13 protein-coding genes are annotated in these 18,027 nt (G+C 45.7%); 2 read left to right on the plus strand and 11 right to left on the minus strand.

The window, feature by feature from the left end; translation table 11 throughout:
* Positions 1-67 precede the first annotated feature (67 nt).
* Positions 68-943 carry a LysR family transcriptional regulator gene (locus tag H9L11_RS02045; RefSeq protein ID WP_005384959.1) on the plus strand — a complete coding sequence of 292 codons (876 nt, stop codon included), beginning with the start codon at positions 68-70 and terminating at the stop codon, positions 941-943.
* Positions 944-1,009: 66 nt separating this feature from the next.
* Here the strand turns inward: H9L11_RS02045 and purF are convergent, their stop codons facing one another.
* The 10 genes from purF to fabB all read right to left on the minus strand — a co-directional run bounded on the left by purF (position 1,010) and on the right by fabB (position 15,136).
* Positions 1,010-2,524, minus strand: coding sequence for an amidophosphoribosyltransferase (gene purF, locus H9L11_RS02050; protein ID WP_005380592.1), 1,515 nt, complete (start codon positions 2,522-2,524; stop codon positions 1,010-1,012).
* A 36-nt stretch (positions 2,525-2,560) separates the two neighbouring features.
* Positions 2,561-3,052, minus strand: a complete 492-nt coding sequence (locus H9L11_RS02055) for a CvpA family protein (RefSeq protein ID WP_005380590.1) — start codon at positions 3,050-3,052, stop codon at positions 2,561-2,563.
* 61 nt (positions 3,053-3,113) lie between these two features.
* Positions 3,114-3,707 carry an SPOR domain-containing protein gene (locus H9L11_RS02060; protein ID WP_047104387.1) on the minus strand — a complete coding sequence of 198 codons (594 nt, stop codon included), beginning with the start codon at positions 3,705-3,707 and terminating at the stop codon, positions 3,114-3,116.
* 14 nt (positions 3,708-3,721) lie between these two features.
* Complete coding sequence (gene folC, locus H9L11_RS02065; RefSeq protein ID WP_205390969.1) at positions 3,722-4,984, minus strand: bifunctional tetrahydrofolate synthase/dihydrofolate synthase; 1,263 nt, start codon at positions 4,982-4,984, stop codon at positions 3,722-3,724.
* 46 nt (positions 4,985-5,030) lie between these two features.
* On the minus strand, positions 5,031-5,957 hold the full coding sequence (gene accD / locus H9L11_RS02070) for an acetyl-CoA carboxylase, carboxyltransferase subunit beta (protein ID WP_005380583.1): 927 nt from the start codon (positions 5,955-5,957) through the stop codon (positions 5,031-5,033).
* Between the two features lie 197 nt (positions 5,958-6,154).
* Complete coding sequence (truA, locus tag H9L11_RS02075) at positions 6,155-6,949, minus strand: tRNA pseudouridine(38-40) synthase TruA (RefSeq protein WP_033907367.1); 795 nt, start codon at positions 6,947-6,949, stop codon at positions 6,155-6,157.
* 142 nt (positions 6,950-7,091) lie between these two features.
* Positions 7,092-11,243: a FimV/HubP family polar landmark protein gene (locus tag H9L11_RS02080; protein ID WP_205390970.1), complete on the minus strand. Its 4,152-nt coding sequence runs from the start codon at positions 11,241-11,243 to the stop codon at positions 7,092-7,094.
* 197 nt (positions 11,244-11,440) lie between these two features.
* A complete protein-coding gene (locus tag H9L11_RS02085; protein WP_005380562.1) occupies positions 11,441-12,454 on the minus strand; it encodes an aspartate-semialdehyde dehydrogenase in 1,014 nt (337 codons plus the stop codon).
* Positions 12,451-13,584 (minus strand): 4-phosphoerythronate dehydrogenase, encoded by a 1,134-nt coding sequence (locus H9L11_RS02090; protein ID WP_054575360.1) that lies wholly within the window; start codon positions 13,582-13,584, stop codon positions 12,451-12,453. The genes H9L11_RS02085 and H9L11_RS02090 overlap by 4 nt, the downstream gene beginning before the upstream one ends.
* Before the next feature lie 340 nt (positions 13,585-13,924).
* Positions 13,925-15,136, minus strand: a complete 1,212-nt coding sequence (gene fabB, locus H9L11_RS02095; RefSeq protein ID WP_005380557.1) for a beta-ketoacyl-ACP synthase I — start codon at positions 15,134-15,136, stop codon at positions 13,925-13,927.
* A 128-nt stretch (positions 15,137-15,264) separates the two neighbouring features.
* Between fabB and mnmC the strand changes: the two genes are divergently transcribed.
* Positions 15,265-17,283, plus strand: a complete 2,019-nt coding sequence (mnmC, locus tag H9L11_RS02100; protein ID WP_205390971.1) for a bifunctional tRNA (5-methylaminomethyl-2-thiouridine)(34)-methyltransferase MnmD/FAD-dependent 5-carboxymethylaminomethyl-2-thiouridine(34) oxidoreductase MnmC — start codon at positions 15,265-15,267, stop codon at positions 17,281-17,283.
* A 76-nt stretch (positions 17,284-17,359) separates the two neighbouring features.
* Here the strand turns inward: mnmC and H9L11_RS02105 are convergent, their stop codons facing one another.
* Positions 17,360-17,884 (minus strand): NADPH-dependent FMN reductase, encoded by a 525-nt coding sequence (locus H9L11_RS02105; protein WP_005380552.1) that lies wholly within the window; start codon positions 17,882-17,884, stop codon positions 17,360-17,362.
* Between the last annotated feature and the right edge of the window lie 143 nt (positions 17,885-18,027).

Here is an 18,027-nt window from a genome sequence, read left to right on the forward strand (position 1 = left end):
AAGCAAGCTTTGATCACAAAGTTAATTATAAATTAACCGTAATCGGTAATTTAATGTGTCTGGAAATATGAAATTAGATGACTTAAACCTGTTTCGACTGGTTGTCGAAAATGGGAGCTACACCGCAACTTCGCGAAAAACCATGATCCCGGTTGCGACCATCACCCGACGCATTCAAGCGCTAGAAGACTCTGTCAATCTTCGACTATTGAACCGTCATGCTCGCAAACTCTCGCTCACTGAAGCAGGGGAACGTTTTTACCATGAGTGCTCTCCTTTACTACAAAGGCTAACAACCGCAGCAGAGGAAATCACTGACGACTGCCGAGGAGCATCCGGCAAGATTAAGATATCCGCGCCTTATAACTTAACTAAACGAATGATGATGCCGATGTTCAACAGCTTTATGAAGCAGTACCCGGACATCAACATTGAGCTAACGACAGAGAATAATGCGGACAAGCTTGACCCTACTGAATGGGATGTAATTTTTCGAGTGGGACCGCAACGCGACTCTAGCCTCATCGCGCGTAAGATTGGCGAAGTGAAGGATATTCTCGTTGCAAGCCCTGACTATCTAACCTCGAATCCTGCGCCACATCATGCAGAAGAGCTCTCTAACCATTCATTGCTAAAAGGGTACCCACTTATTAAGTGGACCTTGATTAATAGCAAAGGCGAGTCTGTGGTGAATGTTGATCGTGGTCGTTTTCAAGCAAACGCGCTCAATGTGGTGCGCAGCGCTTGTTCCGAAGGTTTAGGCATCACACTAATGCCAGATGTCATGATCAAAGAGTACATCGAGAGCGGCGATTTGGTACGCGTACTGCCAGATTGGAGTGCAAACCCGCGCGACATTTATATGCTTTACAACCACAAAGACCACCTGCCAGAGAAAGTTCGCCTCTTTATTGACTTTGTGATCGCTTATAACATTCACTAATTAAGTAGCGAAAACAAAAAACCAGAGCCGAAGCTCTGGTTTTTTTACGACTTAAGAAAACGCACCCTATGCGCCTTCGTTATGAAGCTCTAGGTTTGCTAAATCCTGTTGGATTTCAAGTTGTGTTTTCGCATCATCATTACGAAGACCATCCAAAAAGTCTAGGTATTGTTGGTCAATATCACCCGTTACGTATTCGCCGTTAAACACGGATGTATCGAACTGAGTAATATCTTGGTTTCCAAGACCGACCGCCTCTACCAAATCTTCTAGACGTTGATAAATAAGCGCATCGGCACCAATCTGCTTACAAATTGTATCGTTGTCACGGCCATGGGCAATAAGCTCTGTAGCACTTGGCATATCAATGCCGTATACGTTCGGGAAACGAACTTCAGGAGCCGCTGAGACCATGTACACTTTCTTGGCACCAGAATCACGAGCCATCTCAATAATCTGCTCTGACGTTGTACCTCGAACAATAGAGTCATCCACCAGCAACACATTCTTACCTTTGAATTCCGAACGAATAGCATTCAACTTGCGACGTACTGATTTCTTACGTTGTTGCTGGCCAGGCATGATAAACGTACGTCCAACATAACGGTTTTTCACGAAACCCTGGCGATAAGGGATATCGATCGCTTGAGCGATTTGCAGTGCAATGTCGCAAGACGTTTCAGGGATAGGAATGACAACATCGATATCAAGGTTTGCGTAATCTTCACGAATACGTTCGCCCAGCTTTTTACCCATTTCAACGCGAGCACTGTATACCGAAATTTTATCGATGAACGAATCTGGACGAGCAAAGTACACGAACTCGAAAATACAAGGGTTCAGCTTAGGATTATCTGCACACTGCTTCGTGTAAAGCTCACCGTCAAACGTTGCGTAAATCGCTTCACCAGGTGCAACATCACGGACGAAATCAAAACCGACCGCATCCAATGCCACCGATTCAGACGCAACCATGTACTCTGCTCTGCCGTTAACTTCACGCTTACCTAAACAGAGCGGGCGAATACCGTGTGGGTCACGAAATGCAATCATACCATGACCAATGATCATGGCGGTCACAGCATAAGCACCGCGAATTGTGCGATGAACATTGGTAACTGCGCGGAATACGTCTTCGGTCGTGACATTTCCTTTTACTGAGTCAATTTCGTGCGCCAGTACATTTAGTAATACTTCAGAGTCTGAAGTGGTATTGATATGACGGCGATCTTTTTCAAACAGCTTCTGACGAACTTCGTTAGCGTTAGTCAAGTTACCGTTGTGGGCAAGTGTAATACCGAAAGGAGAGTTTACGTAGAAAGGTTGAGCTTCTGAAGCGCTTGAACTGCCTGCTGTAGGGTAACGAACATGACCAATTCCGACCTCGCCTTGCAGGCGTTGCATGTGTCTTGCTTCAAATACATCCTTGACTAAACCGTTCGCCTTACGCAGACGAAAACGATTGCTTTCTATGGTACAAATACCAGCGGCATCTTGGCCACGATGCTGTAACACCGTTAACGCGTCATAAATAGACTGGTTTACAGGCGTTGTGCCCACGATTCCAACAATACCACACATGTCCTAATCCTCGATTTGCGACAGTAGCTGGCACTACTAGATAGTGCCAGACAGAAAACTTGATGTTGCTTGTAAATGCTCGAAGAATGGGGCGATGATACGGCTGAACTCAGGGATCAACTGTGAATCTTTCCACCAATCCGAGCTTGGGAATGCAGTAAACGCATCCATAAAAAACAGCACCGCAGAAACAATTAAGACTCCGCGTAGACCACCAAATACAATCCCGAGAATTCGGTCCGTACCTGATAGCCCTGTTTTTTGTACCAGTTGACCAATGACGTAATTCACCACTGCACCAACTACCAAGGTTGCGACAAATAACGCCGCAATCGCCGCTCCGTTACGAAACATATCATCTTCGATGTTGGTGAAGTACACCGCCAATTTGGCATAGTAATTACTGGAGATAAAAAACGCTCCGAACCAAATCACCAAAGACAAAGCTTCTTTAGCAAAACCGCGAACTAAACTGATCAGAGCTGAAAATCCGATCACACCTAAAATGATAAAATCTATCCAATTCATCTTTTCTTCATCTTAAGTTGGCGCGCATTTTAACAGAAAAAATGCTGACGCAAACGTTTTCTTATGGATTTAATGGCTTAAATTTAAGCAATTGGCCTTTTGAACCTGTAATTTTTTGTAATTCTTGAACTTGTCGTTCAAGTTTACTTTTTGACACATCAGGGCCAACAATCACTCTCGTAAACTCGTTTTCTTTCTTTGTGTGAGCTTGATAACCACGCTTTTGCAAATCCGCGACAAGCGCGACAGCATTTTCGTGATTCTTAAGTGCCATCAACTGAATGATCCAAGCTGAATCTTCATATTGATTTTTCTCTTGAACAGGACGAGTGACGACCTCAACTTGCTCTGGTTGTTTGATGACCTCAGGTTTAGATGTTGGCGCTGGCTCGGGCTCAGAAACGGCTACTTGAGCATCCTCACGTTCTTGCACTTCAGCTTCAACCGGAGAATCCGGTAACGTAATGTCGTCTTCCACTGGCTCTAATATTTCGAAGTTTTCCACATCACTATCAAGTTCTGGTTTGATAGGAATACTGGCAAATTCTTCTTTGTAGTGCAGTTTCTTACCATCTAGCACATCGGGAAGAACAATGACTCCGACTGCGACTAGAATGATGGTGCCGACTAAACGACTTTGGAATTTACTTGCCATCAAAATACCTTTGCTTATTTATTATTTGATTGCCAATGTTCCAATACCTCTCCGACGGTATGGAATGAGCCAACCACCAGAATAACGTCTCCTGCCTTTGCGTGGCTTCTCGCACTCTCGAAGGCGTCAACAGGGTTTTCAAAATGAACTTGCCCATCAGGTAAGTATTGGCACAATTCATCAGCGGTCGCCGCTCTCGGTCCAGTAAGCGACGCTGGATACCATTGTGTTGCAACTGGAGTTAGCGCTTCAATGGTTGCTTTAATGTCCTTGTCATGCAGCATTGCAACCACAATATGGATATTCTTACCCAGATATTGTTGCTTCACTCTTTCTACCAAATACTCAGCAGAGTGCGGGTTATGAGCGACATCAAGGACTATTTCAGGTTCGTGATGCAGTACTTGCATACGCCCCGCCAAACGAGCATTATTCAAGCCATTGACAATATTTATGTCAGTGATTTGCAATTCCGAAGCCCCTAGTGCCATCAGTGCAGTGGCTGCATTTTGTAATGGTAGCGATGGGATTGGTAAATCCTCTAACTCAAATGCCCCACTGCTCCATTTCCAACCATTATCAGTTAGTTGGTAATCGTACTGAATACCTACTTGGAAGAACTCAGAACCAATATCGTCAGCATGAGCCGCCACGGTCGCTGGTGGCGTCGGTTGACCACAAATTGCTGGCTTCCCTGAACGGTAAATGCCCGCTTTTTCAAAACCAATAACATTGATGTCATCACCAAGCCAATCCACATGATCGATCGCTAAGCTCGTAATAACAGAAACATCATGGTCAACAACGTTAGTGGCGTCTAGACGGCCGCCAAGTCCTACTTCAAGTAAGACAACGTCAACTTTCTCTACTTGGAAAATACGTAGCGCAGCAAGCGTACCGAATTCAAAGAGGCTAAGGCTAACATCACCACGCTGCTTTTCTACATAATCGAATGCTTCACAGTGCTTTGAATCTACAACGTCAACGCCATTAATGCGTACACGCTCGTTGTAACGAATCAGGTGCGGAGAACTGTAAACACCGACTGAATAGCCAGCATCAAGTAAAATGGCTTCCATTAACGCACACGTTGAGCCTTTGCCATTGGTTCCGGCAACGGTGATTACGGTTGGAGCTGGTTTGGTAAGATTGGCTTTGTTTGCTACCGCTTGGACACGGTCTAAGCCTAGATCAATTGCTGAGGAATGAATATTTGCTAAATAATCAAGCCACATCTCTAATGAAGATGTGGCTTGAGGAATAGGGTTTTGGGTCATCTAACTTTAACCATTAAATTCTTTGGTTTTTATGTTAGTTGATACTTTACCCTTTTTCGTCCGCTTCTGGTACAGAATATGGCTCTTCATTTGGAGATTCGTTAACCGAAACCACCAAAGGAGACTTGTGGTTAGTCATCTTAGCGATAAGACCACCCACACGCTGACGCATTTCACGACGGTCAACGATCATATCAATAGCACCGTGATCAAGTAGGAACTCACTACGCTGGAAACCTTCAGGAAGATCTTCACGCACTGTTTGCTCGATTACACGACGACCAGCAAAGCCAATCAGGGCCTTAGGTTCACCGATGTTGATATCACCCAACATAGCCAAACTTGCTGATACACCACCCATTGTAGGGTCAGTTAGAACCGAAATAAACGGCAGACCTTTTTCTGATAAACGCTCAAGCGCAGCACTGGTTTTTGCCATTTGCATAAGAGACATTAATGCCTCTTGCATACGAGCACCACCACTTGCTGAGAAACAAACAAGCGCACAGTTATTTTCAATGGCTGCATCCACGGCTTTCACAAAGCGAGCACCAACGACTGAACCCATTGAACCACCCATAAAGGAGAATTCAAACGCACACGCCACAAGCGGCAGACCAAGCAATTCACCCTGCATAACAACTAGCGCATCTTTCTCGCCGCTGTTTTTTTGTGCAGCAGAGATACGCTCTTTGTATCGCTTAGAATCTTTAAATTTCAGTTTATCCTGTGGCTCAAGTTCAGAACCTAATTCAACTCGATTACCTTCATCTAAAAATGTTTCCAAACGACGACGCGCTTTCATACGCATGTGATGGTTACACTTTGGACAAACTTCTAAGTTACGCTCTAGTTCAGCATGGTATAAAACCTGTTCACAAGAGGTACATTTAGTCCACACACCTTCTGGGATAGAAGCTTTGCGTGAACTTACTAGATTACTTTTCTCTAAAATCTTTTCAAGCCAACTCATGGAAGACCTTTTCTCTCAACTCTTCCGCTTCATTGCGAAAGATATAAATTCGACATAATACCGACGGATTAAACCATATCTTGCAGCTACTGTAGATAAAAAACTGGTTGTACCTATTTTTGATATCGTAAATAGCGTATGTTTTCCGTTCACATTCAATGTAAACACTACCGATATTTTGAAATAAGTTTGTAAAATTAGTTCAAATTATCTGGTAAAAACAGTGGACCGATCGGCACTTCAGGTAACCCAAACTCTTCTGGGTAGTCTACATCTACCAGGTACAGACCTTCCGCTTTCGCTGTCGCACCCGCTAGTTTGCGATCTTTGGCGTCTAATAACCACTTGATCCATTCAGGACTCTCTTCGCCACGTCCAACTTTTATCAAGCTACCCGTGATATTACGAACCATATGATGCACGAACGCATTGGCTTTAATATCAATAACCACATAGTTTCCATGGCGCGTAACGTTCAGATGCATCAAGTTTCGAAATGGACTGCGAGACTGACAATGCGCCGCGCGAAACGACGTAAAATCATTTTCGCCGAGTAGGAACTGCCCTGCTTCATGCATTTTTTTCTCGTCGAGCTCACCATGATAGTGACTAACCCCCGAGTTTAAGATGCCTGGACGTAAAGCATGATTGAAAATAATGTAACGATAACGGCGCGCTGTCGCTGAGAATCTTGCATGGAAATCATCTGAAACTTCTTGAGCCCAACGAACCGCTATATCGCTCGGCATGTTCGCGTTTGCGCCCATGGTCCAAGCTACCATTTTTCGAGTAACGTTGGTATCAAAGTGCACAACTTGTCCCGTGCCATGCACGCCTGCGTCTGTCCGACCAGCACACTGAACTTCAACTGGGTGATTAGCGACGACGGACAATGCTTTCTCTAGCTCTTCTTGGACACTTTTCACTTCTCTTTGGCGCTGCCAACCAAAGTAGTTTGTACCGTTGTACTCGATACCTAATGCGATTCTCATCTTAACCTTCGAACTCTAAAATGGGGCGGGAAGTATATACTCAAGTCACCTCAAGTTGCCAGTTTCACCAAGGGTGACATAAAGGTAGCATCCTACTAACGGGACACAAAAAGGGTAGCAAACGCTACCCTTTTGTTTCGGTTTATCGGCCATTAATGGCGTCAATCAGGCTTTTTGCTTCGCGGCGAATATCATCCTCACCGTAAACAATCGCCTCTTCTAGTAGTTTAATCGCCCCTTGAGAATCGTTCATCTCGAGATAGATTTTAGCCAAATCCAGTTTCCCAGCCGCTTCAGCATTGCTATCTACGTCAATATCGCCGATCTCACCGATAACATCTGGAAACTCGTTCAATCCGACATCGAGCTTAAGGTCTTCTTCTTCGAACTCACCACCTTCTCTGTCGACCTGAGCCATCAATTCATCAATCGTCATAAATTGATTTTTCTTCGGGTCGAAGTCATCCAAGTCGCTTTGCTCTGCCCAGTTTTCTTGCGCGATCTCTGGCTGACTTAGTGCATCACTCGAATTCCAAACATCACGCTGGTCCTCAGGCACTTCTTCAGTAGAACTTACGTTATCAGCAGCGGGTTTAAAGCCATCCCAATCATCTCCAACATCAAGCATGGTTTCAAAATCCATACCTGCACTTGCGATGGTGTCACTGTCTAGTTTACCTTCAAATACTTCTGAGTTTGCGTCTTCCGCAAGAAGGTTAGCCATTGATGATTCATCATCCAAATTACTGAGCGGCTCACCCTCTGTCGCTGTTGACTGCACTTCTGGGTCAGTATCAAAGCCGTTTTGCTGCGCAAATACTTCAAACAAAGCATCATGATCGTTATCGGCTTGAATAGCTGGTCTCGATGTCTCTGCTTCAACCTTAGGGCTCTCTGGCGCACCCTCGTTCATTGACGCGAGAACATCTTCCTCATTGAACTCTGGAAGATCTTGGTCGTCAAAACTTAACTCTTCATCCTCACCGGAGATTGGTTCTATATCTGCAGTCTCAGAGCTCGGTAATTCTGGCTCTTCTTCCATCGACGCCAAGGCATCTTCTTCGCTGAACTCTGGCAAATCGAGCTCATCAAAATTGAACTCTTCTTCGGACTCAGCTGGCAAGTCGGCTTCAACCTGTTCTGGCTCAACGGACTCGGACGTTTCTAACGCAGGTCCGCCAGCCATAGACGCCAGTGCATCTTCTTCACTGAACTCTGGCAAATCGAGCTCATCAAAATTGAACTCTTCTTCGGACTCAGTTGGCAAGTCGGCTTCAACTTGTTCTGGCTTAACGGACTCGGACGTTTCTAACGCAGGTTCGCCAGCCATAGACACCAATGCGTCTTCTTCGCTGAACTCTGGCAAATCGAGCTCATCAAAATTGAACTCTTCTTCGGACTCAGCTGACAAGTCGGCTTCAACTTGTTCTGGCTTAACGGACTCGGACGTTTCTAACTCCGGCTCATCCGCCATAGACGCCAATGCGTCTTCTTCACTGAATTCTGGAAGATCCAGCTCGTCAAAATTGAACTCATCTTCTGATTCAGTTGGTAAGCCTGCTTCAACTTGTTCTGACTCAACGGACTCGGACGTTTCTAACGCAGGTTCGCCAGCCATAGATGCTAGAGCATCTTCTTCACTGAATTCTGGCAAATCTAGCTCATCAAAATTGAATTCTTCTTCTGAATCGTTGGTCGACTCAGTTTCCGGCTCCAATTCAGGCTCATCCAGTAGCCAATCTTCTTCTTGTGGAACACCGAATTCATTTTCTATTGTATTTGGTGTCGGCGTGAAGGCTGGAATGTCTTCCTCTTGCTCAACGTGAGGCTGTACCTCAGCATCGGACTCCACGGATGGTTCTTGTGTTGAATCAGTATCGGTAGCCTCTTGTTGTAGTGATGAAGCTTCCTCTATCTCCGTTTGTGTTTTTTCAACTTGCTGCGGTAAATCGTCTTCACTATCAAATAGAGCGTCAAGTTCAGCAGAAAAATCCGCTTTTTCTTGTTCTGTTGGCAGAAGTTCTTCACTGTCTGACTCAAATAGGTCGTCTAGCTCGCTCATTAAAGGATCATTCTCTGGTGAGAGGTCCTCTAAATCACCAAGAAATTCATCGCTGCTAAATGGCTCTGAGGCAGCCTCTGGCTCGGTTAATGGTTGATCTTCTACAGCTTGTTGCGTGTCTGGCTGGCTTTCACTTAATAAAGCGTCGATGTCCAACCCAGACTCAATGTCCTGATCTTCATGAGTTTGTTCTGACCCAACTACGGGAGATGGCTTTTCGTCGGCGTCTGGCTCACCAAAACCAAGTGATTTCAGTAACTCTTCCTCTTCCGATTTATTCTGCTCTGGGCTCTCGTCCTCTCGAATCAGATCATCAAACGGATCTAAATCAGCTTCAGTCTCTTCATCAAGTTCAGAGGTAACATCATCAATGAGTTCGTCCAGTAAGTCTGTGCTATCTGCGTCTAACTCTTCGATCGAGTCATCACCTTCAAAACCAGAGATTGCTTCTAGCTCGTTTAGTGGATCAAACTCGTCTGTGTCATCTTCATCAAAATCAATGAGTTCATCGAGTAGCTCTGTACTGTTTTCATCTAGAACAGGACCTTCATTGGCGTCAGCTTCTCGAACTTCCGATTCACTAGCCGGTTGTTCATACTGGGCCAATAGCTTATCGATATCGTCGTCAGATGCCTCTCCTACACTAAAGTCATCATCCGAAACGGGCTGTTTTAACTCAGGCTCATCAGTATCTAAATCGAAGTCATCGTTGCCAAGTTCAGCAAACAAGTCATCAAGCATATCCTGGTCGACAGTGTCACTTGGTAACTCTTCTGACGGCTCATCGGCTGCAAGTAACTCGGCAAATGCGTCGTCTGAAAGCGAGTCTGATTTCTCATTCGCATCATCCGAAAGATCGAAGCCAGACTCATCGTCATCGAGCACTTCTAGTTCTGGAGCAACCTCATCTAAGGCTCGCTCCATTTCTTCTAAACCAAGCGCCTTTTCTTCGCCGTTGACTTGGATACCATTGTTCGATGACTCAAACTCATCCAGACCAACATCTAGGTCACCGTCATCGCCAATATCTGCAAATGGGTCATCGTCCCCTTCCAGATTGAAATCAAGTTCTTCATCCTCGAGGTTAGCAAAGACGTCTTCTTCTAAATCTGACTTCTCTTCTTGTAAAGACTGTGCGTTGATATCTTCATCTGCAAACAATTCATCATCAAGCGTGAGCTCTTCATCCAGCTCATCCGCCGCCGCTAAACCGATTGGCGCCGCAAGAGGATCAACGTTTTGCTGTTCCTGCGCAGCCGCTTCTTCCTCTTTCGCTTTAGAGCGTCGGCCAAGAAGCATAACAACTAGCAACGCAATCAAAGCACCAGGAATTAATGCCGCAAGACCAACGAGCCAACCATTAGACAAAATTTTGTCCATGGTGCTTGGTTGCATGCGCTGTTGTTCAGCAAGGCGTTGGCGCTCTTCAGCAAGCAGCTTCTCGACTTCTGAGCGAATGCGTTCTTCGTCATTCAACTCGCTTTTCAAAGTTTCGACTTCGCTTTGCACTTCTGACAGCATCAATCGAAGACGATGGTTCTTCTCTTCTAATGAGTCTAATTCACTTTGTGAGCCTTGAAGTTTGTCCTTTAGCGCACTGACCTGCTTTTCACCCTGCGGAGAGGTGGTTACTGGTGGCGCAGGGATGACGGGTATTGTTTTCGGAGTTGGTTTTGGCTCCGTTGCTGCCACTGTCTCTGGCTTAGTCGCAGGCTTGGGTTCTACTTTAATTTGTGGCTTTGGTTGCTCGGTGACTCGTTGTGCTGGCGTCGCTCTATTTGTCGGCTTCGGCTGTTTTAACTTAGCTTCATGCGCCTTCATAATCGCAACAGCTTGCGCTGTGGTCGCGCTTTGCACTTGCTCTAGAGAAGGTACTCGTAGCCGACTCCCTGGGATCAATTCATGAATGTTTTGGTTCTCAAACGCTTGAGGGTTAATTCGGTAAATGGCAAGAAGCGTTTGTTGAACGGTAACACCGCGTGAAGGTCGTAATTCTGAAGCGATCGACCATAGTGTTTGATTTTCACCAGTCGGACCAAAGAAACGTGACGGTTGAGTATTCGCAGGAGGAGCAGGTAATGCTCGCTCAATATCTTCAGCATAGCTCGGAGATGATTGCACTTCACCAGACGGTCCAACAAGACGAATTCCTTCGGCTTGAACCACTGATGATGTCTGAGTCGCGCTCATCAACACAAGGGCTGCTAACAAACGCTTATAATTTTGACGCATAGAAGGCTCAGTTTTGTGCTAAATACAATTTGAAATGGTGATCGGTTAAATATATCGGATATCGCATGCAAAACTATAGCGTTGAGAATAAAAAATGTGTGGCTCTCGCCATATTCGTACTAATCTCACACTATTTTGTTTCGTTCGTACAAAAAAGCCTCGCACTGTGCGAGGCTTTGAAACGAATTGTAAACGACTTAGTAGTAATCGCGGATCAGAACTTCTGCGATTTGCACCGCGTTAGTTGCCGCGCCTTTACGCACGTTATCAGCAACAACCCACAGATTTACGCCACTATGATGACTGATATCGTTACGGATACGGCCAACCATTACATGGTCTTTACCGCCCGCATCGCGAACTTGTGTAGGGAAGTCTTCACCGTGGAACACTTCGATACCGTCAGTTTGTTCAAGCAAGTTAACGACTTCTTGTGCATCGATAGGTGAACGAGTCTCAATGTGAAGTGCTTCTGCGTGACCGTAGAATACAGGAACACGTACACACGTTGGATTGACTGTGATTGATGGATCGTTAAAGATCTTCTGTGTTTCCCACACCATTTTCATTTCTTCTTTGGTGTAGCCGTTTTCCATCATCTGATCGATTTGTGGAATGCAGTTAAACGCGATCTGTTGAGAGAATTGCTTCTTGTCTGCAGGCAGACCGTTTAGCAGCTTCGCCGTTTGACCTGCTAGCTCATCGATACCCGCTTTGCCTGCACCAGACACCGATTGGTAAGTTGATACGTTAATACGCTCAATGCCCACCGCATCGTGAATTGGTTTTAGTGCCACCAGCATTTGGATGGTTGAACAGTTCGGGTTCGCGATAATGTTACGGTTACGAAACTCTGCAATCGCTTCTGGGTTTACTTCTGGCACAACAAGAGGAATGTCGTACTCGTAACGGAAGTGTGATGTATTGTCGATAACAATCACGCCTTCATCAGCGGCAATTGGAGCCCACTTGGCTGATAGCTCACCACCAGCAGAAAACAGTGCGATATGCGCTTGAGACCAATCGAACTCTTCTACGTTTTGAACGCGTACCGTTTTACCATTGAAGCGGTAAGTCTTGCCTTCGCTGCGCTCACTCGCGAGTAGGAAGATTTCGCCTACTGGGAATTTGCGCTCTTGAAGCACATCCAAAATTGTTTCACCGACCGCACCGGTCGCACCTAAAATGGCAACATTATATTGCTGGCTCATTGACTTACCTCAATCTGAAAACCTAGTTCTGCTAATGGAGCAAGGTTACATGTTTTGTTACCCACTAGCGTGACAGCGCTGTATTCACGGCGATCCCAGTAGTTTTTACGCATCAGGTCAAAAGCGCCTGGCTTACTGATTTCGCGGCGGAAAAGAGCGTCATCTCTACGCACATCATAGATTAACTGCGTGATGTTATGCAGTGTTGCTTCGTCCCAAGCTCTGTCCAATACCATAGTAGGAACAGGCGCGGTTGGCAGTAAATCACTGGCATGCGCACGTAATTCGTTATTTAAGAACTCACAATAGCTGTTGAAAATCATCGTCGTACCGCGAGCTTTCCCTTCCAGACCATAGCCTGCAACGTGAGGGGTTGCGAATGCTAGCAGAGGCAGAAGCTCCATATCAACCTCTGGTTCAAATTCAAATACGTCAAGTGCCGCTGTAAAGCCATCGTTTTTCAAAAGACGTTGCTTCAAAGCAGCGTTGTCAACGATGGGACCTCGAGCCGCATTAATCAAAATTTGATCGCTGCGGAGACCATTTAATACCTTCTCATCAATCAAATGATGCGTTGGGTATGGGCCATCTTTGGTGATTGGCGTATGTAGTGTAATGATGTCTGAGCTTTCAATCAGTTCTGTCAATGGAGTAAAGCTACGAGGATCACCAACCTCTTGTTTGAATGGGTCATTGATCAGAACTTTAATACCCATGCCTTTCAAACATTTCTCTAGGTAGCTACCTACTTGGCCTGCACCAATAATACCTACCGTCTTGTCAAATACCGAGAAACCTTGTTGCTGAGCGAGCACCATCATCACGCTGAACGCGTATTCCGCCACACCCACTTTGTTACACCCTGGCGCCGCAGTGAAGAAAATGCCTTTCTCTTTTAAGAGTGCTTGGTCAACATGATCCATGCCTGCCGTGGCCGTACCAACAAACTTCAGCTTGTTTGCTTTGCTGATCAGGTCAGCATTCACTTTGGTGACTGAGCGAATCATTAGGGCATCAACATCCACTAAATCATCGGCGGTCAGTGTACGACCTGGTTTTAGAATTACGTTACCGAGTTGGCTGAATAGTTCTTCAGCATACGGCATATTTTCATCAACAATAATTTTCATAGCGCCAGCGTTCTAACATCCATTTGTATGAGTTCGTTTATTCGCAAGATGCGAAACTAAAGCGATTGTGCCCTTTTCCCGAAAAATCTCAAGATATAACACCAATAAACCTCAAGGAGGTAACTCCTATAGAATCGATTGACGGGAAGCCTAGAGAAAAGCAGAAACAGAGAAAAGAAAAAGCCCGGCTAAATAGCCGGGCAAAGTTCCAGAACAAAAGGATCCTATCCCGCTCTCCATGGGATAGAGTCTGCGTCTGTTCGATCAGTGTGACTGATCAAGCTCTGGAAACTGGATTGTTGGCGTTTACAGTACTCTCGCAAGGCGCCAACAAATTCAGTTAACCTTGGTACTTTTTAATAACCAAAGTTGCGTTTGTGCCGCCAAAGCCAAAGCTGTTTGACATTACGGTCGTTAGCTCTGCATCACGTGCTTCTGTCACGATGTCCAGACCTTGTGCTGCTTCGTCCAAGTTTGAAATATTGATGCTTGGAGCAATGAAGTTTTTGTCTAGCATAAGTGTTGAGTAAATCGCTTCGTGCACGCCCGCTGCGCCGAGTGCGTGGCCAGTCATTGCTTTTGTTGCAGAGATTGCAGGGCTGTTCTCACCAAACAATTGTTGGATAGCACCAAGCTCTTTCACGTCACCAACTGGTGTCGATGTGCCGTGCGTGTTGATGTAATCCACACCATCAACGTCTTGCATCGCCATCTTCATACAACGAATTGCGCCTTCACCTGATGGCGCTACCATGTCGTAGCCATCTGATGTCGCACCGTAACCTACGATTTCACCGTAGATTTTCGCACCACGTGCCAGTGCGTGCTCTAGTTCTTCAATAACCAGCATGCCGCCGCCGCCCGAGATAACAAAACCGTCACGGTCTGCATCGTATGTACGAGATGCTTTGTCTGGCGTGTCATTGTATTTGGTTGACAGTGCGCCCATCGCATCAAACATCATAGTTTGAGACCAATCTAGCTCTTCGCCGCCACCAGCAAAAACAATATCTTGTTTGCCTAGTTGAATAAGCTCCATAGCATGGCCGATACAGTGTGCAGATGTTGCACATGCAGAGCTCATTGAGTAGTTCACGCCACGAATCTTAAATGGCGTAGCAAGACAAGCAGAAACAGTAGAAGACATAGTACGAGGAACCATGTAAGGACCAACTCGCTTTACGCCTTTGGCGCGCATCGTGTCTGTCGCTACCGTTTGGTTGTATGCAGAAGCACCGCCAGAACCTGCAACGATACCGGTACGGTCGTTTGAAACCTGCTCTTCTGTAAGACCAGCGTCTGCGATTGCCTGCTCCATTGATAGGTATGCATAAGCAGCCGCATCACCCATAAAGCGCATCTGCTTACGGTCGATGTGTTCCGCCGGGTTGATTTTTAGGTCACCCCATACTTGCGAACGAAGACCGTGTTCTTTGAACTGCTCAGATGCAGTGATGCCAGATTTGCCCGCTTTAAGAGACGCTAGAACTTCTTCGACGTTGTTACCGATACTTGAAACAATACCCATACCGGTGATTACGACTCGTTTCATTATGACATTCCTATAATTCAAAAATCCGCTAGATGATAACTAAGATAGTCAACAAAAGTGGTCAGCTTTCCCATAAATTCGTACAATCGCCCCATTCTTACCGCGCCAAATCACAAATTTGCACCATTATGACTTCAATAAAAAACGCAGAACTTGGTTGGAACGAAGCTGGTACTCCGGTTTCAGACCAATTTGATGATGTTTACTTCTCTAACGTAAACGGTCTTGAAGAGACACGCTACGTTTTCTTAAAACAAAATCATCTCCCAGAAAGATGGCAGGAATTTGACCAAAGACGTTTTGTCATTGGTGAAACAGGATTTGGCACGGGATTAAACTTCTTAGCAGTATGCCAGTGGTTTAGTGAGTTTCGTCGTCAGCATCCGGACGCAACATTGAAAGAGCTGCATTTTATTAGCTTTGAAAAATACCCATTAAGCAAAGCCGATTTAAAGAAGGCGCATGAAGCTTGGCCTGAGCTAGCTGAGTACGCGGAAAAGTTACAAAAGCACTACCCTGCCGCTGTGCCGGAGTGTCATCGCATTGTTTTAGAAGACGGCGCAATCACACTCGACCTTTGGTTTGGTGACATTAAAGACTGCATGCCGCAAGTTCCATACAACGAACAAGGTTTGATTGATACTTGGTTCTTAGATGGATTCGCGCCAAGCAAAAACCCAGAAATGTGGAACCAAGGCCTGTTCAACAACATGGCAAAGCTAGCCAAGCAAGATTGTACAGTTGCCACGTTTACCGCAGCAGGCTTTGTACGTCGTGGTTTGAACGAAGCTGGCTTTACAATGAAAAAGGTGAAAGGTTTCGGCACTAAGCGAGAAATGATCGCCGGCTCTATGGAGCAACGTGAAAAGCAGTCGAACCATCTCCCTTGGTTCAATCGCTCAGCATCTAGCAATCTTGATTCGATTGCCATCATTGGTGGTGGTATAGCCAGCGCGGCGTTAGCGAAAACGTTAGTTCGTCGTGGCCAAAACGTCACCCTTTACTGTAAAGACAAACAACCAGCCAAAGGAGCTTCAGGCAATCGACAAGGAGCCGTTTATCCACTGCTTAATGGCCCGCACACGGGTGTTTCACGAGTGTTTGCTCCTGCATTTTTGTTCGCACGTCAGTTTGTTGAACAAGCAGCACAAGAGATCGATTTTGATCATGGATGGTGTGGCGTAACTCAGTTGATGTGGGATGACAAATCCACAGACAAACTGGAGAAAATACTTGCGGGTAACTTCACTCCAGAGCTCATTCAAAAGCTGTCCGCCGAGGAAACTGCGAACACTATCGGGTTACCTATTGATATGGCGTCTGTGCACTACCCAATGGGAGGGTGGCTGTGCCCTGCCGAGTTAACGCGTGGGTTAATTAAACAATTGGAGAAGACGTCGTTACTCTCAACGAAGTTTGAACATCTTGTTGAGGCATTAGATTGGGATGAAAAGCGTCAGCTCTGGCTACTAACGGCGAGTGGTCAAACATTTGAGCACTCAACGGTTGTGATTGCGAACGGCCATGAGTTCCAGGCATTGAGTCAAACCGCTTCCCTCCCAATGGGGCAAGTGAAAGGACAAGTCAGTCATGCGCCAGCAACCGAAACGCTGAGTCAGCTGAAAACGGTGTTGTGTTACGACGGTTACATGACACCTGTTAACCCAAGTAATCAACACTTGTGTATCGGTGCAAGCTACGACCGCAGTCACCTTGACTACGAATTTGATGAAAACGCCCAAAAAGATAATGCGGAAAAGCTAGTGAAATGTGTACCGAATCAAACATGGGCAAAAGAGGTAGATATCACTGGTAATCAATCTCGCCAAGGTATTCGTTGCGTTAGCCGAGATCACTTACCATTTGTCGGAAATGTGGGCGACTTTGAGACGATCAAAACGCAATACGCCAACTTACAAAATCACAAAGCAGAAGAGGTAGAAACCATTCATCAGTACCCTAACCTATTCTGCTTCTTAGGTTTAGGATCTCGTGGACTGAGCTCTGCACCATTATTAGCTGAAGTGTTGGCCTCCCAGATCTGTGGGGACCCGCTGCCATTACCTGTTGATGTATTGACCGAACTTCACCCAAGTCGAATGTGGGTTCGTAAACTAAGAAAAGGCAAAGCCATTACCGAGCTGTAAGAGTATTCTCTCGTTTTAGTTCCCGACACAGATACGTGTCGGGAATCGCTAACTCACTAAGTTGCTCGTACTGAGATTACTTCAGCAGTGCAACTGCCTGTTTCACTTGCTCTGCCACTTCTGGGTTTACAACCTTACCCGATTCCACGTCAAAATTTTCGTAGAAGCTCGGCACAGATAACGATGCCTTTACATCCGCGCCAAAAAATTGTGCAGAACCTGTCGCCGCCGCAAGAACACTTTGCGCACCACCGGGACCTGGGGAAGTTGCTAAATAAACGACAGGCTTGTTTTGAAATACATTACGCTCAATGCGCGTCGCCCAATCGAACAAGTTTTTATAGGCCGCTGGGTACGAACCGTTGTGCTCTGCGAAGGAAACAACGAGAGCGTCAGCCTCCGCCAAGTCACGTAAAAACGCGACAGCCCCTTCAGCTTGACCTATTTCTTTCTCTTTGTCCTCGCTAAACATTGGCGCTTGATAATCGTTTAAGTCTAGAACATTCACTTGAGCGCCTTCGACTTGATTTGCTGCGTATGTAGCAAGTAGTTTGTTGATTGAGGTAGAGCTGGTAGATGCACCAAATGCGACAATTTTCATGGTTGTAATCCTTTGTTCACGTTTTATGCTGATCAGAATAAAAGTTGAACAGTTTCGCTACAACCACAAAAATTTTATGGAGAGGTTCGAATTTTTCGAAGTAGTAAATGACTAGGATTAAATAAAGGGAGAACGCTGCTTAG

Source organism: Vibrio sp. sp1 (genome assembly GCF_016920955.1).
Lineage (GTDB): Bacteria > Pseudomonadota > Gammaproteobacteria > Enterobacterales > Vibrionaceae > Vibrio > Vibrio alginolyticus.